This window comes from Rhodococcus sp. 008, from assembly GCF_001682295.1.
In the GTDB taxonomy this organism is placed as follows: Bacteria; Actinomycetota; Actinomycetes; order Mycobacteriales; family Mycobacteriaceae; genus Rhodococcus_F; species Rhodococcus_F qingshengii.
Map to the genome: position 1 here is coordinate 1,117,891 of NZ_CP012749.1, position 20,713 is coordinate 1,138,603.

A 20,713-nucleotide genomic window follows, 5' to 3' on the forward strand; every position below is an offset into this window, starting at 1 on the left:
TTCACCTCGGGATAGGCCCTCGCAATTGCCTATTTGTGCAATGACAATGCTGCAATGTTGCGAATGTTGCGAATAGCTTCTCGGTAGGGTGGACGCGATCGGCACCGAGGAGATTCGATGAAGAAGATGTACGCGGGAGCGCGGCTGCGACGGCTGCGGGAGGAACGAAACCTGTCACAGTCCGCACTGGCGAAGGCACTCGAACTCTCCCCCAGCTATGTCAATCAACTGGAGAACGATCAACGACCGCTGACGGTGCCCGTCCTTCTCAAGCTCAACGCCGAGTTCGATCTCGACGTGCAATTCTTCGCCTCCGATTCCGACGCACGCCTGGTTGCGGACGTTCATCACGCCTTGGCCGAAACTTCGGAATCTGGAGACGTATCTCTGGCCGAGGTGGACGAATTGGTGGCCCGCATGCCGGCGGTCGGACGCACCCTCGTGATGTTGCACCGCCGCCTTCACGCCGCGACAGAGCAGTTGGACCAGTTCTCGACGCAGTTGTCCGGCGAACCAGCATCCGATGTGTCACTCGTACCGATGCCCTACGAGGAAGTTCGGGACTTCTTCTACGACCGAAAGAATCACATCGCCGTTCTGGACGACGCTGCCGAGCAGATGTTTCTGGACAACGGATTATCCGTGGGCGCAGTGGATTTGCAACTGGCACGACTACTTCGCGATCAGCACGGCGTCACCGTGACGATCCGTACCGACGAACCCGACAAGCTCGGCCCCAAGCGTTACTACGATCCGAACAAGTCGGTCCTCACACTCGCCCGTCGTCTGTCGGCAGGACAACGCGCGTTCCAGATCGCAATGCAGTTGGCCTTCTTCACGCAGGCCGACGTGATCGATTCCCTTGTCGCCGAGGATGAATCATTGAGCGCCGAGTCCGCAGCGCTGGCTCGCGTCGGACTCGCACACTACTTTGCCGGCGCACTGCTACTCCCGTACACCCAATTCCTGCAATCCGCTGAGGCCTTGCGGTACGACATCGACCTGCTCAGCCTCAAGTTCGAGGTCGGCTTCGAGACAGTCTGCCACCGGTTGTCCACTCTCCAACGACACGGCCAACGCGGCATCCCTTTCTTCTTCGTCCGAACCGATCGCGCCGGAAACATCTCGAAGCGTCAGTCTGCTACCGCCTTTCACTTCTCCAGAGTCGGAGGCAGCTGCCCGCTGTGGGTCATCCACGAGGCATTCGCGAGCCCAGGTCGCATCCTCACTCAGGTCGCGAAGATGCCCGACGGCCGGACATACCTCTGGGTGGCGCGCACTACCCACAGCGGCGGACTCGGGTACCTCGCACCCGAGCGCAACTTCGCCGTCGGACTCGGTTGCGACATCGGCTACGCCGATCGCATGGTCTACTCACACGGAATTCAGACGGACGACCCCGCGACCATCGTGCCGATCGGCGCGGGGTGCAAAGTCTGTGACAGGCCAGCGTGCTCTCAACGCGCCTTCCCCCAACTCGGCCGCTCGATCTCCGTCAGTGAGAACAGCAGCAGCCACCTTCCGTATCCGCAACAATAGGGCGCAAACAATAGGGCGCACCGACTCCACCTGCAGTTTCCCGGAGCTATGACGCTCTTCTGCTTCCATGGACGTCATGCAACCCGATGCCGTGACCCCTCGTCGACTGGTTCTTCGCCGCCTTTCGGCCGTGGCCGGTGTGGCCGGCATCGTGACTGGTTTGGTTGCCTTGATCGCAACTCAGTTGGACGTCGATCACAACATCGTGATCGTTCTGGCGTCAGTGGCGCCCTTGTTGATGATTGCTCCGCTGATCGGTGCCGTCGTCTCGGGTATCGGGCGTCAGTGGATCGTGTGCGCCGCCTCGATCCTCGTCCTTGGGTTGTTCGGATGGTCTGTGAGCCCGCTGTACATCGGCGGAACTGGGGAGTCGACGTCTGCGAACGGTCCATCGATTCGAATCATGCAGGCCAACTTGATGGTCGGTGCAGCGGATCCGGAGTCGCTTGTGGCGATGGTCCGCGAACGCGAGGTCGACGTGGTGACGGTCCAGGAGTTGACGTACCAGGAAGCCGACGCGCTCAAAGCCGCCGGGCTTGACGAGGTTCTGAGCCACCAATTCCTCGTCCCGTACACCGACGGTGGTGGCGGGGCAGGAATCTACAGTCGCTTTCCACTCTCCAATCCGCGTAGCCTCGACGGATTCTCACCCGAAACGCTGTCCGCAGAACTGAATGTCGGCTTGGCGCAGCCAGTCACATTGTTCGCCGTGCATCCGGCACCGGCGTACATCTCACCGCCTTCGGTGTGGGCGGACGAGCAGCGAAGGCTTGGGTCTTACATGGACAAAGTCGCCGGACGGGACAACGTGATAGTGAGCGGCGACTTCAACGCGTCGTACTCGAACAAACAGTTCCGGAATCTTCTCAGAAACGGATACACCAGCGCCGCCGACCAATTGGGTTCCGGCCTGATCCCGACCTATCCGACCGACAAGCGGTATCCGGCGGTGGTCGGTATCGACCACATCATCACGAAAGGCGCCGTGGCGACATCCTTGGAACGGATCGAGATCGAGGGATCCGATCACCACGGCCTGATTGCCGACATCACGTTGTCTTGAGTAGATACTGGATTGAGCAAGCACCGGGGCATGGTTGTGCCCCGGTGCTCACGTCTTCAGTTGTCGCGGTTCAGGCTGCTGTGGGTGGGCTGTTCCCGCCGATCGGCTGTTGATACGGGTCGATCGACATCGGTGGATAGAACACTGTTTTCCGGTCGGGCCCGATCTCGACCCGCCATTCGGTGTGGTGCATCGTCCGGTGGTGATGACCGCACAACAAGATCAGGTTGTCGAGATCTGTTGGGCCACCATCGTTCCAGTGAACAATATGATGGGCATCGCACCACCCCGACGGAGTCCCGCACCCCGGAAACGCACACCCACCATCACGAACCGCAAGAGCCCGCCGCTGCGGAACCGTCGCCGTTCGCGCTTCTTTGCCGCAGTCGAGCGGAACACCGTTCTCGTCCAACAAAATCCGCGTCACGGTGCAGTCGCAGGCCAACATCCGTGCGGTGTCGATGCTGATCGGGCCCACCCAATCCGTCCACGCAAACCCGAGTTCCTCCGTGGACGGCAACAGGTCCTTCAAGGCTTTGAGGTCCGTCATGTCTTTCGCGGACGCGGTGACCGTGATGTGCGGTTTCACCCCGCCTTCGATCGGACCCAACCCCGCCCGCTCGTACCGCCGCAGTAGTTCGCAGAACCCGTCCGCGCGCCGCAGCGCCGGAGTACGGGTGTCCTTGACGCCGTCCTTCTCCGGCGTCGGCGCAGACAGGCTCGACAGCAACGTGATCAGACGGGCCCCGTTGATCGCATCCAGATCGCCCTTCACGGTCACCCGTCCGTACAACCCTTTCGAGGCGTAGAACTCGTTACGCTCCGAATCCTCACCCACCGGAACGCCGTCCTCGCGTTTGCCGTACTGCTTCTCGATCCGCCGGATCGCCGCCCGCACCGCATCACAATCGGCAATGTTCTGCGACGCCAACCCGAGCAGGATCCCGCGAGCCTTGTCCACATCCGCCAGGGTCATGTTCTTGGGTGGATGCTGACAAAACGACGCCACCTGACGGGCTTTCAACGCATCCACGTCACCGCGGTGAAACGCATCGCCGACAACCGGTTCGAGCATCAACAACCGCGCCAACCCGACCAGCAGACTGCACTCACCGATCTCCAGATTCGTCGAACCATGCAACCACTGTGCGATCGCCCGAAAACCCTTCCCACCGAGAACGTCCCGGGAAAACATCTCCACGATCAGCAACACCATCCGCGACTGCAACTCGTGTCGGGCGCGCACCAGATCCAGAACCTCACCCTTGAGGTCCTCGCTATCCAGTTGCCATGCTTCCCGACTGTCCATGCCCAAAGTTTAATCGAACACACTTTCGATAACCAGAGACGAAACGGACAACTTCAAAAAGGTGCGCGACTCGAAACCTGTTGAAGTACAGGCTCGTTCACGACTGATACAGCGCTAGGTCGGAGTGACTATCGCAAAGTTCGGATCCGGCTCGTCGAGGTATCCGGCAAGTTCTGCGAGCTTCGCCGGGTCGCCGGAAACCGAGATGGTTCCATTCGCGATCTCAGCACCCAAGTCCGCACCACCGAGCAGCACACCGAGCAAGCCGAGACGACTCAAACTGAACATCGCATCCACAGACCCAGCATCTGCAGACTCACCTTCCACGTCGAAATGGATCAGAACTCCGTTGCTGAGTTCCGTTCGGTGAACGATGTTTTCGTCAGTGATGTTCCAATCGACGACGATGTGCGAGCCCGCTGCGCGCACTCCATCCACGCGCAGCGATACTGCATCGAAGACTTGACTTACCGACAGCGCTGCGGTGATGTCGGGCGCCGCGGCAACCGTGGGCGTCCCCACTGAGCCGTTGCGCAGTTCGTATGCACCGGTGAGGTAGAAGTTCCGCCAGGTGCCGTTCTCGGCGCCGTACCCGAGTTGCTCGAAGGTATCGGCCTGCAGATTCTTGGCCTCGACGTTGTCCGGTTCAGCGAAGACCACGTAGTTCACCACCTGCGCAACCCAGCGAAAGTCGCCGCGCTCGTACGATTCCCGAGCTTTCCGTAACACTTCTGCTGATCCGCCCATGAACTCCACGTGACGCTTGGCCGATTCGACGGGTGGATGCTCCCACAGATGCGCAGGGTTACCGTCGAACCAACCCATGTATCGCTGGTAGATGGCTTTGACGTTGTGACTGACGGAACCGTAGTACCCGTGCGTGTGCCACGCCTGCGCCAATGCAGGTGGCAGCTCGATCGATTCGGCGATCTCGAGACCGGTCCACCCCTGATTGATTCGACGAAGTGTCTGATCGTGAAGGTACCCGTAGAGGTCGCGCTGCAATGACAGGAACTCGGTGAGCCGTTCGGTCCCCCACGTCGGCCAGTGGTGGGACGCAAACAGAACGTCGGATCGTGAGGCGTAACGATTGATCGATTCCGTCAGGTACGCAGACCAGACGTGAGGATCTCGTACCAGGGCACCGCGAAGCGTGAGCAGGTTGTGGAGAGTATGAGTTGCGTTCTCCGCCATACACAGTGCGCGCAAATCCGGGAAGTAGAAGTTCATCTCGGACGGGGCCTCGGTTCCGGGCGTCATCTGGAATTCGATCCGAACGCCGTCGATCGTCTCCGTGTGACCTGTCTTCGAGATCGACACCGTCGGCGAAATGAGCGTCGGTGTGCCGGTTGAGGTGGTCTGCCCCAACCCGGCTCCGACGCTACCTCGGGGACCTCGGGGTAAGGCCGCTCCGTACATGTAGGCCGCACGTCGAGCCATTGCCGTTCCCGCATAGACGTTTTCCTCGACCGCGTGCTCCACGAGCCCGGTGGGTGCGACGATCACGCATCGCCCGGCGGCGACGTCGTCGTCGGTGGTCACACCTTTGACCCCGCCGAAGTGGTCGATGTGCGAATGCGTGTAGATCACCGCGACTACTGGTCGATCACCACGGTGTTCCCGGTACAGCGCGAGCCCGGCGGCAGCGGTTTCCCGGGAGATCAGTGGATCGATGACTATGATTCCGGTGTCTCCCTCGATCAACGTCATGTTCGACAGATCAAGTCCGCGAATCTGATAGATCGAATCCGTCACCGCAAAGAGTCCCTGCTTGGCGACCAACTTCGACTGACGCCACAAGCTCGGATTGACCGTTGGCGGGCAGTCCTCGTCAAGGAACGCGTAGGAATCGTTGTTCCACAGGACTTTTCCGTCCGAATCGGAAACCAGCCCCGGATCGATTGCGGCGACGAAACCCCGCTTCGCCTCGGTGAAGTCGGCGTCGTCGGAGAACGGTAGAGTCTCGGCGACTCGGGCGTTCGCGGCTTCGATTGCGGCCGATGCCGCACGTGGGTCGATCATAAGTCAGCCTTTCACGCCGAATTGCGGCAATGCGCATTGCCGCAATTGAAGAGAACAGCAGGGCTAGCTCAGCAACTGCGCCTTTGCCGCCGCGAACTCGGCATCGGTCAACACGCCGGACTGATGAAGCTGTCCCAACTCCTGCAGCTTGGAGACCAGATCGTCCGCGCCTGAAGGGGGAACGGACTGCACGGGGGCGACCTGCTGCTGCGGCGGCGGCTGTTGCTGCTGGTACTCCTGCTGATATTCCTGCTGCTGCTCGCTGGCCTTTCGTTGACTCCGTCGATCCATGGCGTTGGACGTCGCCTTTGCGGTTCCAGCCACTACCGCCGTGCGCGCCACCGTGCCGAGCAACCCCGGCCGCCCTCTGCGTCCACCTCGAAAAACCATGCCGAACTCCTTGGGAAATTGTCGCTACTGAAATGCTGCTTCGACCGCTGCGACGACTACCTCGCGCGGTATCTGAACGTGAAGGACTACGTCGCCGCCGCCACCGCGAACCGTCGACGCGAGCTCACGCGCCCACGTCTGCTCGTAGACGATGACTGCGGCGGACGTTCCTGGTTCGAGTGACTCACGGACCACGTCCAGGTCCTCGTCACTGATCAATGCCTTGGCTTCGATGGACAGAATCGCCAGTCCGATGTCGGTGAGATCTTCGTCGACATCGATCTGCGACACCTGTCCGTCCGCGTCCTTGGCGATGTACACGAGGTCGAGCAGAGTGACAAAACCTCGTTCCACCACGTTCTGCAGCGCGGCGACAGCTTCAGGATCCACAGTTGAACCTGGGAATGCCAGCACCACGAGCTCGACCGGTCCGATGTTCATTGCGTCGTTCATCCATCAAGCCTGGTGGCTCGGACGCTTGGGAACCTCACCCGCAGGGGATGAATTACCCGATGCGATCGAGTTATTTGTTGCGACGAATGACTTCGCGAATCGGCCGTACGTGTACGCCTTCTGCTGCGAGGGCTCGCCGGGCTTTGCCTCGGGTGACGAGCACACCGACGATACCGAGAATCCAAACTGGATATTGCACCATCCAGGCGACACGGAATCCGTCGAACGTGTACCCGCCCATGTGCCCGAGGATGACGCCCATCACTTGAATCACGATGAGGGAAGCGAGGAATCCCCCGATGTTGACCATGCCCTGGGCGGTGCCCATCGCCGAACTCGGATTGGATGTGCGCGCGTAGTCGAAGCCGATCACCGAACCCGGCCCACCCACCGAGATGACGACCACCAGGATCGTCAACAACCAGAGCGGAGACGGTTCGCTTCGTGAAAGCACGATCGTCCACATGAGCGCGCTGGCCACCATGATGGTGAGAACCAACCACGATCGACGCATGGGATAGCGACCGGTGAGAATACCGAGGATCGGGCCGGCCACGATTGCCGAGATGACTGACAGCGTCAGCAGCGAGCCGACCGTCGTGGAGTCGAGGCCTTGAGCCGATTTCAGGTACGGCACACCCCACAGCAGCGCGAACGTCGTGATCGAGAACTGAGTCCCCATGTGGCTGAAGAACCCGAGTCGGGTGCCGGGCCGCATCCACACCGTCTTGATCTGTCGCCCGATCTCCTTGGCGCCGGCCGGCACGGCGACCACGTCGGCACCGGGAGGCGCGTCGCGGATGACACTCAACGCCAGCGCAAACGCCAACAGTCCGACAGCGGCAGCGCTGCCGTAGGCAAAAGTCCAGCCCGGTCCGGACAACAGCAACATGAACGGAAGCGCAGACATCACCTGGCCCAGCTGACCGAGGATGCCCGTGAACTGCGAGACCAACGGCACCTGCCGGGGCGGGAACCACTGCGGTACCAACCGCAACACCGAGATGAAGGTGAGTGCATCCCCGGCACCGACGGCAATACGTGCACCGATCGCGACGGGCAGCGATTCGGTGAAGGCGAGAGCCAACTGCGCGGACATCATGATGAACGCACCGACTGCGATCATGATCCGCGAACCGTAGCGGTCGAGGAGGACTCCCGCCGGAATCTGCATGCCGGCGTACACGACGATCTGCAGCACGACGAAGCTCGACAGAACGCTGGGCGAGATCGAGAACCGATCAGCAGCAGACAGACCCGAGACGCCGAACGAAGTGCGGTGAAGCACGGCGATCACGTAGGCAAAAACACCGACACCCCAGACCAACCACACTTTTTTCATCGGGTCTGTATGTTACTCCTGTCTTTCGCAAGGCTCAGGACATGATTATTCGCGGCCCTGAGAGACCCAATTCAAATCAGCCGAACGGAAGCCTTCGGTAATCGCGGCGAGGGAGTCGAGGCGAGCGATCTGGTCTTCGCTCAGAACGATGTCCAACGCTCCGGCGTTTTCCGTGACTCGTGCAGCGAACCGCGTGCCGGGAATCGAAACGGAAGGCAACCCGTGCTGACGGCCCTTGGCATCGAGCCATGCCAGGGAAACCTGTGCAGGCGTCGCGCCGAGCTCCTCACCGACGGCGCGGACCACGTCGAGAACCTTCTGATTAGCAGGGAGCGCGGAGTCCGAGAAGCGTGGGAAGCGTCGGCGCAGGTCGTTGTCACCGAGCGTCTCCGCATCGAACGATCCCGCCAGGAAGCCTCGGCCCACAGGTGAGAAGGGCACGAATCCGACTCCGAGTTCCGCGGCGGTGGGTACTACCTTGTTCTCGACGTCCCGACTCCAGATGCTCCATTCCGACTGGATCGCCGCGATCGGATGCACCCCGTACGCACGACGCAGTTCATCGCCGGTCGCCTCGGACAGGCCGATGTTGCGGACCTTGCCCGCCTTCACCTGCTCCGCGATCGCGCCGACGGTGTCTTCGATCGGCACGTTCGGGTCGACCCGGTGCAAGTAGTAGAGGTCGACATGATCGACGCCGAGTCGTCCCAGAGACTCGTCGAGTGCCCGCGGCACGTAAGCCGGGTCTCCGTTGATCCCGCGCTGACCGTTGGCGATGTTGCCGACCAGACCGAACTTGGTCGCCAACTGCACTTCGTCCCGGCGGTCTTTGAGAAGCTCTCCCACCGCACGCTCGCTCGAGCCCTCGCCGTACACGTTGGCGGTGTCGATGAACGTGATCCCGATGTCCACCGCATGGTGCAGCGTGGCGAGCGCCTCGGCCGGATCCACCGGGCCGTAGACCGGGGCGACGGACATCGCGCCGTATCCCTGGGCGCTGACAGTGAGACCTTCGGCCAGAGTGACGGTGGGGACGGTCATGAAAACTCCTCGATTCGACTGAGCGACAACCCCGACAGTCTTCACCGAATCGAAGCCTCACGCACCGATTAACGTCACGCTGATCGGGTTACCCTCGAGTGATGGCATTCGATTGGCTCGAACTCGTACTCACCGCCCACCGCGAATTCGGTTCACGACTCGCTGCGGTCGAGGACTGGAACGCACCCACGCCCGACTCCGACTGGCACGTCGAACACCTCGTCCGCCACGTCATCGAGGAGCAGCAGTGGGTACCGCCGCTCCTGGCCGGACTGACGGTCGGCGAGGCGACACCGGACATCGTTCCCGTCGGGGACGACCTGTGGACCGAATGGCAGAAGTACTCCGATGCCGCAATCAAAGCGTGGAAATCGACGGACCTCAGTGCCCACGTTCACCTCTCGTACGGCACGGTGAAGGTGGAACCCTATCTGCGCCAGCAGACCTCGGACGTCACGATCCACACCTGGGACCTTGCGCGAGCGGTCGGAGCAGACGAGCGGCTCGATCCAGACCTCGTCGAGGCCGTCTGGTCCGACCTCGACGGGCAGCGCGACATGCTCGCCGAGAGCGGACTCTTCTCCGATCCCGTCGACCTCCCGGACGATGCGTCGTTGCAGGACAAGCTGATTGCCCTGACCGGTCGCGATCCTCGTTAGACGTTCAGCGACACACCCGTCGTGCGGGCGACGCCGTCCCAGCCGCCGGCAGGTGCACCGAGGCCGAGCAGAGCCGCAACCGTCGGCGCGACGTCGATCGTGCGAGCCTGCGTGTCGATCTTCCGTCCACCGTCCAGAGCGGGATGTCCGCCGCTGAGGAAGAACGGAATGGGCAGTGTCACGAAGTGGCCGTGGTTGCCGGGAATCGGGTTGGACAGTGGAGTCGGATCACTGAACCGCCAGCCCTGAGCGCAAAACGCAACGACGTCACCGGCATTGGTGCCGAGATCGAATTCGGCGGGGAGGTGGCTGGATTCGACGCCGTCCACACCATCCACGATCTGCTGAATCCGGCTGACGGCTTCCGCCCGTTCGCCATCGGGTCCGATGAAGTAGATCAGGTCTGCGCCACCGTTCTGGGCGATTCGAATCTTGCCTGCCAGCAACGGGTCCGCGTTCAGCGGTCGATCCAAGCCGATGAGCCGCGCGGGCTCCGACCAGTCCATGGAGTGGTCGGCCAACACGATCAGAATGCTCCGATTCCAGCGACCCGTGTCATGAAGGAAGTCGACGAAGCGGCGAACCTGGTTGTCGGTGTTCTGAAGTGCAGCCGTGCGAGCGATCCGGATGGACGGACCGGACAGATCCAGGTGCCCGACCCGATCGACGTCACCGAGGTTGGTGAACGAGAGCCGCGGCGAGTTCCCGCCGACGATACGGATCAAGGCGTCGATCGTGAAGTTGTCCGGCGCATGCTCGGTACCGGGAACGAGCGGCTGCGGATCCCACACCAATGAGGCGCGGTCACCGAACAACCCGTGCAGGTAGCGCTTCGACAGCACACTCGCAGTGGTCAATCCGAGTTCGGTGCGCACCCGATCCAGAACCGTCGATGCCTGCAGGTCGGAAGGCCGATCGAGGTCACGCTTCTTGTCGATGGCCGGATCGTAGACGGAGTTGGCGGGTACACCCGAACGCGCCGGCAGCACTCCCGTCATCATCGCCGTGTGGTTCGGCAGCGTCTCTGCGATCGTGATGGCACTGGCGTCCGGGTAGTGGATACCGCCGGCCGCAAGCCCGGTCAGCGTCGGGGTGAGCTCCGATCGCAGCTCGTCCGGCCGCATGCCGTCTACGACTATGACATGCACGTCCAGGTCTGGGATTCCGGCGCTGGTGGGAACACTCGCGCGAGCGGGCGTTCCGAGCAATGCCGTTCCGGCGACAACACTTCCACCGATCAGAACGCTACGACGCGAAACTTCGATACTCACTGGTCGACTCCTGGTCGGTACGAGGCCTGATCGAGGGCGGCCGAGGTGGGTGAGACTCTACTGCCCGCGCCTGCCGGAAGACGGTAGCTCACGGCGTAGTGCGCATTGCTCTGCGGATTGGTGAGATCGTCGACGTAGTACCAGTCCATCTGAGTACCTTCGCGGGCGATTTCGAATACGCCGTAGCCGTGCGAATCCAGTTCGACGTACCGCACGTGTCGGTTCACGGCCTTGAATGCTTCTTCTGCCGCAACGGTTACCGTGCGCGGTGGCACTTTCAGCATGTCGTCGATATTGGGCGACGTCACCGACGGGACGACGAACTCGGCGCCGACGGTCGGCCCACCCGGATAGTTGGCGGCGTTGGTCGGTAGGTCGCAGGCCCACGACGTGTGGATGTCACCGGTGATGAAGACGGTGTTGTCCACACCGTTCGAGGTGATCGCGTCGAAAAGCCTGGTGCGGTCGGCGGTGTACCCGTCCCACTGATCCGTGTTGTACGGGACACCGGCCTGCGGCACACCCACCAGTTCGGTCAACGCCGCGGTGGTCGCCGGTTCCAGCGGCGGGAACACGCAGGGCGTGATCATGACCGGATTGCCGACGACCTTCCACTGCGTCGGGGAGGTGACGATTCCGTTGGTCAACCAATCCATCTGTGCGCGTCCGGTAATGGTGCGCGACGGATCGTCGACCTGTTTCATGGTCGGTTGCTCGTCGCGGTAAGTACGCAGATCGAGCATCGAGATCTCGGCCAGATTCCCGAAGCGGAACCGACGATACAGCTGAACGCTCGAACCACTACCCGACGGGCGGACGGGCATCCACTCGAAATATGCCTTGGCCGAGTTGGCCTTTCGATCTGCCCAGTCACCTTCGACACCGGGAGTGTGGTTTTCGGCGCCGTCCCGGTACGCGTTGTCGGCCGATTCGTGATCGTCCCACGTGGTGATGAACGGGAGCTTCAGGTGCAGAGCTGCCAGATCCGGGTCTGTCTTGTACTGCGCGTGCCGAATTCGGTAGTCGGCCAGCGAAATGATCTCGTGGGCCGGCTCGTGAAGGCGAACGGATCCGTTTCTCGCGCCGTACTCCCCCTGCCCGTACTCGTAGATGTAGTCACCGAGGTGGATGATCGCGTCGAGGTCTTCGCGGAATGCGAGGTGACGATAGGCACCGAAATACCCCGCCTCCCAGTTGGAGCAGGACACCACGCCGAAGCGGAGACGATCGAGATCTGCCGAGTTCGACGGAGCCGTGCGGGTGCGGCCCACCGGAGAAACAGCCGAACCCGCAGTGAATCGGTACCAGTACGTCGTCGACGAATCGAGTCCGGTGACGTCGACCTTCGCGGTGTGATCGGAATCCGCCGAAGCAGCAACACTTCCGGACGCAACGACGCTCGCGAACCCCTCATCGGTCGCGACCTGCCAGTTGAGAGTCACCGCCGGCCCGACGCCGGAACCGGGCGTCGCGTCTGCCGTCGGGGTGATGCGGGTCCAGATGATCACCGCATCCGGCAACGGGTCACCGGATGCCACGCCGTGCGCGAAGCCCGGGCTGCCACCCGGAACCTCGGCACCGGCGTGGCTCGCCGAAGCGACACCGAGACCTACTGCGCCGGCAAGGGCCGCCGATCCCTGCAGCAGGCCACGTCTGGATATTCGATCGAAGGCATTCGTGTGCACGCTAGGAGTGAACCCGCACCTGAACGGGCGTTCAAGAGAGCTTCGGGATGTTCACCCAGGCTTCGCCTGCGCTTCTCTGGAAGTTTGATCGAGTCGATCCCGATCACAACCGGTAATCGAGGGCCGAGCCTCGAACCACACCGACCTTGACTCCGATGTAACCGCCGAGTGCACCCCCGGCCGCGATCAGGATCCAGAACGCCGGAGGAAGCAGAGCCTCGGACCCGTCGACCTCGGAAAACGCGGAATAACCTGCGATCAACGCGCCGAACAGGATGGGCAGTATCAGCAGAGCGGCAAAGAAAGTCACCCACACCGATACGAAGCGGCCCTTCCACCGGGCAATCTCGTGCAGAACCGTCAGAACGACCAGGAAGACACCACTACCGGTCAAGAAGGCGGCCAGAACTGCAAATCCGAAAGCCGAAGTCAGTTCCGACTCCACGTGAATCCCCCTGTACGTCAATCACCTGCACACTCAGCCCCAACTGCGATGCGACGAGTCTATTCACGACGGACGGCGTTTGTCGGCAAGTCGAGTCGCTCGTCTGCCGGAAACACACCCCGCTGACGCCTATGCTTGGAAAATGACCGAACCCGACATCAAGCCCAGAAGTCGTGACGTCACCGACGGACTCGAAAAGACCGCAGCGCGCGGCATGTTGCGTGCAGTAGGAATGGGCGACGACGACTGGGTCAAGTCGCAGATCGGCGTCGCCTCGTCCTGGAACGAAATCACGCCATGCAACCTGTCCCTCGATCGCCTGGCCAAGGCCGTCAAGGAGGGCGTACGGGAAGCCGGCGGGTTCCCTCTCGAATTCGGCACTATCTCCGTCTCCGACGGCATTTCGATGGGGCACGAGGGCATGCACTTCTCCCTCGTCTCCCGTGAAGTGATCGCGGACAGCGTCGAGACCGTCATGCAGGCCGAGCGTCTCGACGGATCGGTCCTTCTCGCCGGCTGCGACAAGTCGTTGCCCGGCATGATGATGGCGGCGGCCCGCCTCGACCTCGCCAGCGTGTTCCTCTACGCCGGCTCCACCCTCCCCGGCGTCGCCAAACTTTCCGACGGCAGTGAGCGGGAAGTCACCGTCATCGACGCGTTCGAGGCGGTTGGCGCCTGCTCGCGTGGGCTGATGAGCCGCGCCGACGTCGACACCATCGAACGGGCGATCTGCCCGGGCGAAGGCGCGTGCGGCGGCATGTACACGGCAAACACGATGGCCAGCGCCGCCGAGGCCATGGGAATGTCGCTGCCCGGCAGCGCTTCACCGCCCGCACCGGATCGTCGCCGCGACGGCTTCGCCCGCGAGAGCGGCAAAGCCGTTGTCGAACTCCTGCGTCGAGGTATCACCGCGAGGGACATCCTCACCAAGGAAGCGTTCGAGAACGCCATTGCAGTAGTCATGGCATTCGGCGGATCCACCAATGCGGTGCTCCATCTCCTCGCGATCGCGCACGAAGCGTACGTCCCGCTGACGCTCGACGACTTCGCTCGCGTCGGCGCGAAGGTCCCGCACCTCGCCGACGTCAAGCCTTTCGGAAAGCACGTCATGACGGACGTCGACCGTATCGGCGGCGTCCCCGTGATCATGAAGGCATTGCTCGACGCGGGACTCATGCACGGAGATTGCCTGACCGTCACCGGTAAGACCGTGGCGGAGAATCTCGCGCACATCACCCCGCCCGATCCGGACGGCAAGGTCCTGCGGGCGATGAACAAGCCCATTCACCCGACCGGAGGCATCACGATCTTGAAGGGGTCACTCGCGCCCGGCGGCGCGGTGGTCAAGTCGGCAGGATTCGAGTCTGATGTATTCGTCGGCACTGCACGGGTTTTCGAACGCGAGCGCGCCGCGATGGATGCTCTCGAGGACGGCACCATCACCGGCGGTGACGTTGTCGTCATCCGCTACGAAGGCCCGAAGGGTGGTCCCGGCATGCGCGAGATGCTGGCCATCACGGGCGCGATCAAGGGCGCGGGTCTCGGCAAGGACGTCCTGCTGCTGACGGACGGACGATTCTCGGGCGGCACCACCGGCCTGTGTGTCGGACACGTTGCGCCCGAGGCCGTCGACGGCGGTCCCATCGCGTTCGTTCGCGACGGCGATCAGATCCGGCTCGACGTGGGTACCGGACAACTCGAATTGTTGGTCGACGACTCCGAATTGGAAGCCCGCAAGAAGGGCTGGGAGCCGTTGCCGCCTCGCTACACACGTGGTGTGTTGGCCAAGTACTCCAAGCTCGTGGGATCAGCCTCGGGTGGAGCAGTGTGCGGCTGATCCCAGCTCGCCGCTAGATGGGCCGGTACCCGGCGCCGACACCTCCGTGGGCATTGATCGTGTCCACGATGGAGGTCATGTTGGTGCCGAGTTCCGGCCCCAGGCACGGCACCCAGAGGTAGGCGTTGACCATCGCGACCAGCGTCGTCCCGACCGTGACCGGGGCTCCCGAATCACCGTGGTCGACGCAGATCTGAGTCCAGGTGGATGCGTCGGCACTCAGGTCTCCCCAGACGACGCCGCAGGTCGTGCCCGTCGTACGGCCTTCCTTGCAGGCTGTGGCCGGGAAGCTGGCTGGAGCGCCGATCGAGGTGATGGTTGCCGCGCCCACCGTTCGAACTGGTGTGACCTTGCCCGGATCGAACTGGATGACCCCGTAGTCCAGGTCCGGGTTCGACTCGACGAACGTGCCGACCACGCCTGCGTCCTCGTTGCTTTCCGGGATCACGAACGATCCAGGACCACCGCAGTGACCTGCGGTGATACCTACGAGTCTGCCGCCGTTGTCGTGACCGATAGTGGTCAACGTACAGACCAGCTGATTGTCGATGATGATGCCCGAACCACCACCCATGGGCGTGGGTGCAGCAACCGCATTGCTGCTGACGATGAACCCGAGTCCGAGTGCCAAGACCAACGCTGCCAGAGCCGAAACAATTCGCTGCAACATCACAATCTCTCCGCCGGTAATCTCCCCGCTGCAAAAAACGCATACCCCGGAAAGTGCGGACCTACGCAGCGTTTCTAGTCGGTAGCTCCGAGCGCTTCGAGCATCTTGCGTGCCTCCTCGAGCTGACGACTCAACTCGTCGACTCGCGCTGCAGCCATGTCCCGTGCAGCGACGATGATGGACTCGACAGCCTCGATTGCGGTGGGCTCACCCAACTCGCGGACAGCTCGCTCGACCGCATCGGGTGCGACCGGAACTGCTTTGCCCGGACGCTTGGCGCCCTGTGTGACCGTCACGCTCCAGTCGTTGTCCGCGCCGGCATGGATGGTGACGCTGATACCGGCCGGCAGTTTCTTCGCACGCTTGACGGCCGGACGAGGTGTCGCGGCAGGGGCAGCAGTGGCAGTCGGTACCGGAGCGGGTGCAGGCTGCGCACGCGGCTTCGGTCGAACAGGCTCTACGAGTGGCTCCATCAGGGGCTCGGACTCCACAACTGGTTTGGGCCGTGGCGCCGGTTTGGCCGGTGCCGCGGAGACGCGGTTTATGCGCAATTCCTCTGCCTCGAAAGGCAATTCGTCGTTGACGCCTTTGGGGCGGATCATCACGGTGTTGCCGTCCACCGACACGACTTTCGCCGAGGTACCGGCTTCGATCCCCAGGCTGGGAGTCGCCTCGCGCAGATAGACGGTGGCGCGCTTGCCTTCGGCGACAGCCGTGGCGAGCGCTGCCAGATTGTCCGCAGTGAGGTGATCCGGCGTTGATGCGGCAGCGCCGGAACGTCTACGGGGTGGCATGCGCAGGTCCTTTCAGAAGTATCTCGTGCATTTCGGTATCGACAGTGCTTTTCTCGGGGCAACTCTTGCACAAGCCACCGACGTGTTGACTCTCACCGCCCGCCTGAGCCCGAGGATCCGTAGACGGTTCGGCCAATTCAGTACTGTTCTCGGGGCACCGCGTGGAAGATGGTGGACAGAAATTCGTTGCGGCAATAAGGAGCACGGTGAGCAGTTCGGAGTCAGAGTGGATCGACGAGGTCACCGAACCCGCCCCTGCTGAATCTCACGCTGCCGAACCTCACACTGCTGATCCGGTCGACGTCGATGCTCATCTGCTCAGCCGGATTCAAGCCGACATCGAGGAGTCCCTCCTCGGCGGACCGCGCTGCTTCACGCAATCGCAGATCGCGGAATTCGCCGGTGTGACACGCGAGCGTGCCGATCGTTTGTGGGTCGCGATGGGCTTTGCCGTCGACGAGGATCCCGACGCCGTCATGTTCACCCAGCAAGACGCCAACGCCCTCAAGACGATCATCGACATGGTCAATCGAGGAGTCATCTCGCAGAGCAGTGAGGTGGCTGCCGCCCGTTCACTGGGGCAGTCGATGTCGAGGTTGGCTGAGTGGCAGGTCTCGCTGATCAGCACACACATCATCGACCAGCTCGCCGACTCGGCAGATCACGAGCCCGAAGCGATCCGGAAGATCGTTCTGCGCCTCGGCGCCGAGATCATTCCCGCTGTCGAATCTCTGCAGACGTACGTATGGAAGCGTCACGTCGCGTCGTCGACGGGCCGCAACGTGGGAAACCCGGGCGAAGAAGTAGCGAGTCGTGTTCTGATCGTGGGTTTCGCCGACATCGTCGGGTACACCTCGCTGACCCGCGGCCTCGACTCCGCCGAACTCAACGATCTGCTCGAGCGGTTCGAGTCCGCGTCCACCGAAATCATCGGTCGCAACTACGGCTGGGTGGTCAAGACCGTCGGTGACGAGGTCATGTTTGCCGCTGAAAGTCCCCACCATGCCGCCGAGATCGCTTTGCAGATCCAGCAGGCGGTCCTCGCCGATCACGACGATCCGCAGCTTCGGGTGGGTCTGGCCATGGGGCCGACGTTGGTTCGCTTCGGAGATCTCTACGGTTCGGTGGTCAACAAGGCCGCGCGTCTCACCAGCTCTGCTCGTCCCGGCACCGTGCTGATCGACTCCGAGTTGGCCACCCAACTCGGCTCGGACGCCAATTTCAAACTGCGGCACCTACGTCCGCGACGAGTGCGCGGCATCGACAGGCTCGAGCAGTACGTGCTACGCCGCAATCTGGAGCCGTGAGCTCTCAGCTCGACACTCCGCGTGCAGCCAGAAAGTCGTCCACGATCTGCTCACACGCAGCCTCCCCGAGAGGCGTCAGCGTGGCCAGCTTGGTGAGCACCAAAGGTCCGACCAACTGAGCAAGTGCGACGTCGTAGTCGTACTCCCCCAACGCGTCGATCGCGCCCGGCGAGCGCAGGATCCGATCGAACGCGTGTCGGTACTGCTCGAAAACCGTCTGGCGCAGCGATCGCAATTCGGGCTTGTCCGTGGACAGGGCATCGACGCTCGAATAACCCTTCAGTTCCGGCCCCAAGCCGAGCCAGCACATCGCCGTCACCTGGATCGGTGCGCTTTCGATGGCCTTGGCCTGACTGGTCAACAACTCGAGCAACTGCGCGCGGAGATCGCCTTCACCGGACATCTCCGGCACCGGCGGCAGTAGACGTGCAAATGCCGCGGCGAGTAACTCCGTGCCGCTGTCGAAATGGCGATACAGCGTCGCACGCGCGACGTTGGCCAACTTGGTGACGGCATCGATCGTCACGGCGTCGACGCCGCCTTCTGCCAGCAGCGTGGTCGCTGCGTCGAGCAACCTGGATCTGGAACGCTGTTTGCGCGGGTCCTCGTCGTTTCCCTGCTGTTCGATTCCCTGCTTGTCGATTCCCACCGTCACAACTTCAGTTATACCCACTTGGGGGTTGTGGAACTGCTGTTCTTGTAACGATACTGATGGTCTTGTTTCTATCGGGAGGTTTCGTGAGTAGCGATACGACGCTCGAACAGTCCACGTGGACCATCCGACAGATCTGGATGCTGACGGTCGCGTGCTGCGCCGTCGCGCTGGTCGTCGCAGCGATGGCCGCGCTCAACACGGCCCTTCCCGACTTGGCCCGCGATACCGGTGCAACACAGAGCCAGCTCACGTGGATCGTGGACGGGTACACGCTCACGCTGGCTTGTCTCTTGTTGCCGGCGGGCGCACTCGGCGATCGATACGGTCGACGAGAACTGCTCATGTTCGGACTACTCGTTTTTGCTGCCGGCTCGTCGATTCCGGTCTTCGCGGACGAACCGTCGTGGATCATCGTCTCCCGCGTGATCTCCGGCGTCGGCGCCGCATTTGTCATGCCGGCGACGCTGTCTCTACTCACTGCAGGTTTCCCGCCGGCGCAGCGTGCCCGCGCCGTCGGAGTCTGGTCCGGCGTCGCAGGGTCCGGTGCAATCGCCGGACTCGTCGTCTCCGGGCTACTCCTCGAAAAATGGTCCTGGCATTCGATTTTCGTCAGCCTGGCCGTCGTCTCAGTTCTCATCCTCGTGGTGTCGTTCACGATCGTGACGTCGAAGGACACGGAGGCAACTCCACTCGATCTACCTGGTACAGCGCTGATCGCCGGCTCGATTGGCCTGTTCGTCCTCGGGATGATCGAGGCGCCCGCCCGTGGCTGGCTCGATCCGGTGGTTCTCGCATTGCTAATCGGCGGAATCGCCATGACAGCAATCTTCAGCTGGGTCGAATTACGCACTCGCCACCCACTTCTGGACGTCAGACTGTTTGCCAATCGTGCATTCGGCAGCGGCGCGGCGTCGCTGACCCTGCAATTTCTGGCAACCTTCGGCCTGTTCTTTCTGATCGTGCAGTATCTGCAACTGGTGCTCGACTACTCCCCCCTGCAATCGGCGCTCGCCCTCATGCCGATCGCCGTGCCGGTGATGGCGCTGTCCGTGGTTGCTCCCCTACTGATTCCGCGTATCGGCCTTCGCGCCCTCACCGCCACCGGGGTTGCCTTCCTCGGAACCGGAATTGCGCTCTTGACGCGCTTGGACGCCAGTTCGACCTATGCCGAAGTCTGTGTTCCCTTGGTAGTGGCCGCTATTGGTTTGGGTTTGTCGACAACCCCCGCCACTGCTGCCATCGTCTCCAACGCACCGGACTCCAAACAGGGTGTTGCCTCAGCAGTCAACGACGCAACCCGTGAGATCGGCTCCGCCATCGGCGTTGCACTGGCGGGAAGTATCCTCGCCGCCGGCTACGGAAATCACGTCCAGCCCGCGGTCGACTTGCTACCCGAACCGGCCAAGGAGCCGGTATCCGGTTCTCTGGCCGCCGCTCTCCACGTCGCCGAAGCAGCCGGGCCGCAGGGTGCCCAGTTGGCCGAATTCGCCCGTGAAGCCTTCATCAAAGGCATGGATCAAGGAGCACTCACGCTCGCTGCGATCATGTGGGTATCCGCGATCGTTCTGGGATTCTGGGCTCCGGGTCGTCAGCGAGACTGACCGCCTCGTCGGTACGCCGGGGCCTTGGTCGTCTGCTCCGATTGCAGAGTCTGTAGGAGGGGCATCGACCGGAGCGGCACCACAACCGAGAGAACCATGACGCTGGTCGACCGGGTGGCTATCCCCGACCGATTCAGTTCGAGCAGCGTCGCTTGCAAATCCTCGTGCGACGCAGCGGCAATCCGGCACAGCACGTCGCCGGAGCCGGTGGTGGCAAAGGCTTCGAGTACACCGGGGATTGCCTCGAGTTCCGCTGTGACGGTGTCGAGCGCCCCCTGGGCGATCTGCAAAGTCACGAATGCCTGTACTCCGAAACCCGCTGCAGCCAAATTGACGTGCGGCGCGTATCCGGCGATGACGCCCGCATCTTCCATCCTTTTCAATCTCGCCTGCACTGTCGCCCGCGCAACCTTGACCTGACGCGAAAGCTCCAACGCACCGGCTCTCGGGTGCTTGTTCATCGCGTCCAACAGAGCCAGATCCACTGCGTCGAGATTCACGTCTGCTCCACTCGTCGTTCAACTATGCAAATTGCCTACAAAACAGTGCCACCATCTTCGCATTCCGGCGCTGTGTCTACTTTCAACTACCTCCGTTGACTACCCAACCTCTGAAGGACTTATCTGTTTG

Annotated in this window: 19 protein-coding genes; 6 read left to right on the forward strand and 13 right to left on the reverse strand. The window is 62.3% G+C overall.

Going from position 1 to position 20,713, the window contains the following annotated elements; all coding sequences use genetic code 11:
- The first annotated feature begins 117 nt into the window (after positions 1-117).
- Together AOT96_RS05240 and AOT96_RS05245 are read left to right on the forward strand one after the other, a co-directional pair.
- Positions 118-1,539: a short-chain fatty acyl-CoA regulator family protein gene (locus tag AOT96_RS05240; RefSeq protein WP_003939891.1), complete on the forward strand. Its 1,422-nt coding sequence runs from the start codon at positions 118-120 to the stop codon at positions 1,537-1,539.
- Positions 1,540-1,606: 67 nt separating this feature from the next.
- Positions 1,607-2,602, forward strand: coding sequence for an endonuclease/exonuclease/phosphatase family protein (locus AOT96_RS05245; protein ID WP_065351401.1), 996 nt, complete (start codon positions 1,607-1,609; stop codon positions 2,600-2,602).
- Between the two features lie 70 nt (positions 2,603-2,672).
- Here AOT96_RS05245 and AOT96_RS05250 read toward each other — a convergent pair whose 3' ends face one another.
- From AOT96_RS05250 to AOT96_RS05275, 6 genes are all read right to left on the reverse strand, one after another.
- Positions 2,673-3,911, reverse strand: coding sequence for an HNH endonuclease signature motif containing protein (locus AOT96_RS05250; RefSeq protein WP_065351402.1), 1,239 nt, complete (start codon positions 3,909-3,911; stop codon positions 2,673-2,675).
- Positions 3,912-4,025: 114 nt separating this feature from the next.
- Positions 4,026-5,933 (reverse strand): alkyl/aryl-sulfatase, encoded by a 1,908-nt coding sequence (locus AOT96_RS05255; RefSeq protein ID WP_065351403.1) that lies wholly within the window; start codon positions 5,931-5,933, stop codon positions 4,026-4,028.
- A 63-nt stretch (positions 5,934-5,996) separates the two neighbouring features.
- Positions 5,997-6,323 carry an SHOCT domain-containing protein gene (locus tag AOT96_RS05260; protein WP_003939954.1) on the reverse strand — a complete coding sequence of 109 codons (327 nt, stop codon included), beginning with the start codon at positions 6,321-6,323 and terminating at the stop codon, positions 5,997-5,999.
- 24 nt (positions 6,324-6,347) lie between these two features.
- Positions 6,348-6,776: a DUF6325 family protein gene (locus AOT96_RS05265; protein WP_007732604.1), complete on the reverse strand. Its 429-nt coding sequence runs from the start codon at positions 6,774-6,776 to the stop codon at positions 6,348-6,350.
- A 70-nt stretch (positions 6,777-6,846) separates the two neighbouring features.
- Positions 6,847-8,118 carry an MFS transporter gene (locus AOT96_RS05270; protein ID WP_007732605.1) on the reverse strand — a complete coding sequence of 424 codons (1,272 nt, stop codon included), beginning with the start codon at positions 8,116-8,118 and terminating at the stop codon, positions 6,847-6,849.
- A gap of 45 nt (positions 8,119-8,163) precedes the next feature.
- Complete coding sequence (locus tag AOT96_RS05275; protein WP_050656831.1) at positions 8,164-9,159, reverse strand: aldo/keto reductase; 996 nt, start codon at positions 9,157-9,159, stop codon at positions 8,164-8,166.
- Positions 9,160-9,260: 101 nt separating this feature from the next.
- Between AOT96_RS05275 and AOT96_RS05280 the strand changes: the two genes are divergently transcribed.
- Positions 9,261-9,818 carry a TIGR03086 family metal-binding protein gene (locus AOT96_RS05280; RefSeq protein WP_007732609.1) on the forward strand — a complete coding sequence of 186 codons (558 nt, stop codon included), beginning with the start codon at positions 9,261-9,263 and terminating at the stop codon, positions 9,816-9,818.
- On the opposite strand, the gene AOT96_RS05285 is transcribed toward AOT96_RS05280, so the two are convergent.
- The 3 genes from AOT96_RS05285 to AOT96_RS05295 all read right to left on the reverse strand — a co-directional run bounded on the left by AOT96_RS05285 (position 9,815) and on the right by AOT96_RS05295 (position 13,219).
- Complete coding sequence (locus tag AOT96_RS05285) at positions 9,815-11,089, reverse strand: alkaline phosphatase family protein (protein ID WP_007732611.1); 1,275 nt, start codon at positions 11,087-11,089, stop codon at positions 9,815-9,817. The genes AOT96_RS05280 and AOT96_RS05285 overlap by 4 nt on opposite strands.
- Entirely contained in the window at positions 11,086-12,774 is a 1,689-nt protein-coding gene (locus tag AOT96_RS05290; RefSeq protein ID WP_003939836.1) for an alkaline phosphatase D family protein, read from the reverse strand. The genes AOT96_RS05285 and AOT96_RS05290 overlap by 4 nt, the downstream gene beginning before the upstream one ends.
- A 103-nt stretch (positions 12,775-12,877) precedes the next feature.
- Positions 12,878-13,219 carry a hypothetical protein gene (locus tag AOT96_RS05295; protein WP_003940142.1) on the reverse strand — a complete coding sequence of 114 codons (342 nt, stop codon included), beginning with the start codon at positions 13,217-13,219 and terminating at the stop codon, positions 12,878-12,880.
- Positions 13,220-13,361: 142 nt separating this feature from the next.
- On the opposite strand from AOT96_RS05295, the gene ilvD reads away from it, so the two are divergent.
- Positions 13,362-15,056 carry a dihydroxy-acid dehydratase gene (ilvD, locus tag AOT96_RS05300; protein ID WP_003940201.1) on the forward strand — a complete coding sequence of 565 codons (1,695 nt, stop codon included), beginning with the start codon at positions 13,362-13,364 and terminating at the stop codon, positions 15,054-15,056.
- 13 nt (positions 15,057-15,069) lie between these two features.
- On the opposite strand, the gene AOT96_RS05305 is transcribed toward ilvD, so the two are convergent.
- Both AOT96_RS05305 and AOT96_RS05310 read right to left on the reverse strand, forming a co-directional pair.
- Positions 15,070-15,726, reverse strand: a complete 657-nt coding sequence (locus AOT96_RS05305; protein ID WP_007732621.1) for a S1 family peptidase — start codon at positions 15,724-15,726, stop codon at positions 15,070-15,072.
- 74 nt (positions 15,727-15,800) lie between these two features.
- Positions 15,801-16,520 (reverse strand): DUF6319 family protein, encoded by a 720-nt coding sequence (locus AOT96_RS05310; RefSeq protein ID WP_030537011.1) that lies wholly within the window; start codon positions 16,518-16,520, stop codon positions 15,801-15,803.
- Between the two features lie 161 nt (positions 16,521-16,681).
- Here AOT96_RS05310 and AOT96_RS05315 point away from each other — a divergent pair, with 161 nt between their 5' ends.
- Positions 16,682-17,827 (forward strand): adenylate/guanylate cyclase domain-containing protein, encoded by a 1,146-nt coding sequence (locus AOT96_RS05315; protein WP_083197585.1) that lies wholly within the window; start codon positions 16,682-16,684, stop codon positions 17,825-17,827.
- A gap of 4 nt (positions 17,828-17,831) precedes the next feature.
- Here the strand turns inward: AOT96_RS05315 and AOT96_RS05320 are convergent, their stop codons facing one another.
- Positions 17,832-18,482 (reverse strand): TetR/AcrR family transcriptional regulator, encoded by a 651-nt coding sequence (locus AOT96_RS05320; RefSeq protein WP_042448361.1) that lies wholly within the window; start codon positions 18,480-18,482, stop codon positions 17,832-17,834.
- 56 nt (positions 18,483-18,538) lie between these two features.
- Between AOT96_RS05320 and AOT96_RS05325 the strand changes: the two genes are divergently transcribed.
- Positions 18,539-20,083 carry an MFS transporter gene (locus AOT96_RS05325; RefSeq protein ID WP_042448364.1) on the forward strand — a complete coding sequence of 515 codons (1,545 nt, stop codon included), beginning with the start codon at positions 18,539-18,541 and terminating at the stop codon, positions 20,081-20,083.
- Here AOT96_RS05325 and AOT96_RS05330 read toward each other — a convergent pair.
- Positions 20,071-20,544, reverse strand: a complete 474-nt coding sequence (locus AOT96_RS05330) for an Lrp/AsnC family transcriptional regulator (protein ID WP_042448633.1) — start codon at positions 20,542-20,544, stop codon at positions 20,071-20,073. The genes AOT96_RS05325 and AOT96_RS05330 overlap by 13 nt on opposite strands.
- Positions 20,545-20,713: the final 169 nt, after the last annotated feature.

Bases quoted from the DNA above. Each gene is read 5' to 3' on its own strand.
- AOT96_RS05260 (WP_003939954.1), bottom strand. From the start codon at position 6,323: ATGGTTTTTCGAGGTGGACGCAGAGGGCGGCCGGGGTTGCTCGGCACG.
- AOT96_RS05305 (WP_007732621.1), bottom strand. From the start codon at position 15,726: ATGTTGCAGCGAATTGTTTCGGCTCTGGCAGCGTTGGTCTTGGCACTC.
- AOT96_RS05250 (WP_065351402.1), bottom strand. From the start codon at position 3,911: ATGGACAGTCGGGAAGCATGGCAACTGGATAGCGAGGACCTCAAGGGT.
- AOT96_RS05240 (WP_003939891.1), top strand. From the start codon at position 118: ATGAAGAAGATGTACGCGGGAGCGCGGCTGCGACGGCTGCGGGAGGAA.
- AOT96_RS05330 (WP_042448633.1), bottom strand. From the start codon at position 20,544: ATGAACAAGCACCCGAGAGCCGGTGCGTTGGAGCTTTCGCGTCAGGTC.
- AOT96_RS05255 (WP_065351403.1), bottom strand. From the start codon at position 5,933: ATGATCGACCCACGTGCGGCATCGGCCGCAATCGAAGCCGCGAACGCC.
- AOT96_RS05280 (WP_007732609.1), top strand. From the start codon at position 9,261: ATGGCATTCGATTGGCTCGAACTCGTACTCACCGCCCACCGCGAATTC.
- AOT96_RS05325 (WP_042448364.1), top strand. From the start codon at position 18,539: ATGGTCTTGTTTCTATCGGGAGGTTTCGTGAGTAGCGATACGACGCTC.
- ilvD (WP_003940201.1), top strand. From the start codon at position 13,362: ATGACCGAACCCGACATCAAGCCCAGAAGTCGTGACGTCACCGACGGA.
- AOT96_RS05270 (WP_007732605.1), bottom strand. From the start codon at position 8,118: ATGAAAAAAGTGTGGTTGGTCTGGGGTGTCGGTGTTTTTGCCTACGTG.
- AOT96_RS05310 (WP_030537011.1), bottom strand. From the start codon at position 16,520: ATGCCACCCCGTAGACGTTCCGGCGCTGCCGCATCAACGCCGGATCAC.
- AOT96_RS05245 (WP_065351401.1), top strand. From the start codon at position 1,607: ATGGACGTCATGCAACCCGATGCCGTGACCCCTCGTCGACTGGTTCTT.
- AOT96_RS05265 (WP_007732604.1), bottom strand. From the start codon at position 6,776: ATGAACGACGCAATGAACATCGGACCGGTCGAGCTCGTGGTGCTGGCA.
- AOT96_RS05275 (WP_050656831.1), bottom strand. From the start codon at position 9,159: ATGACCGTCCCCACCGTCACTCTGGCCGAAGGTCTCACTGTCAGCGCC.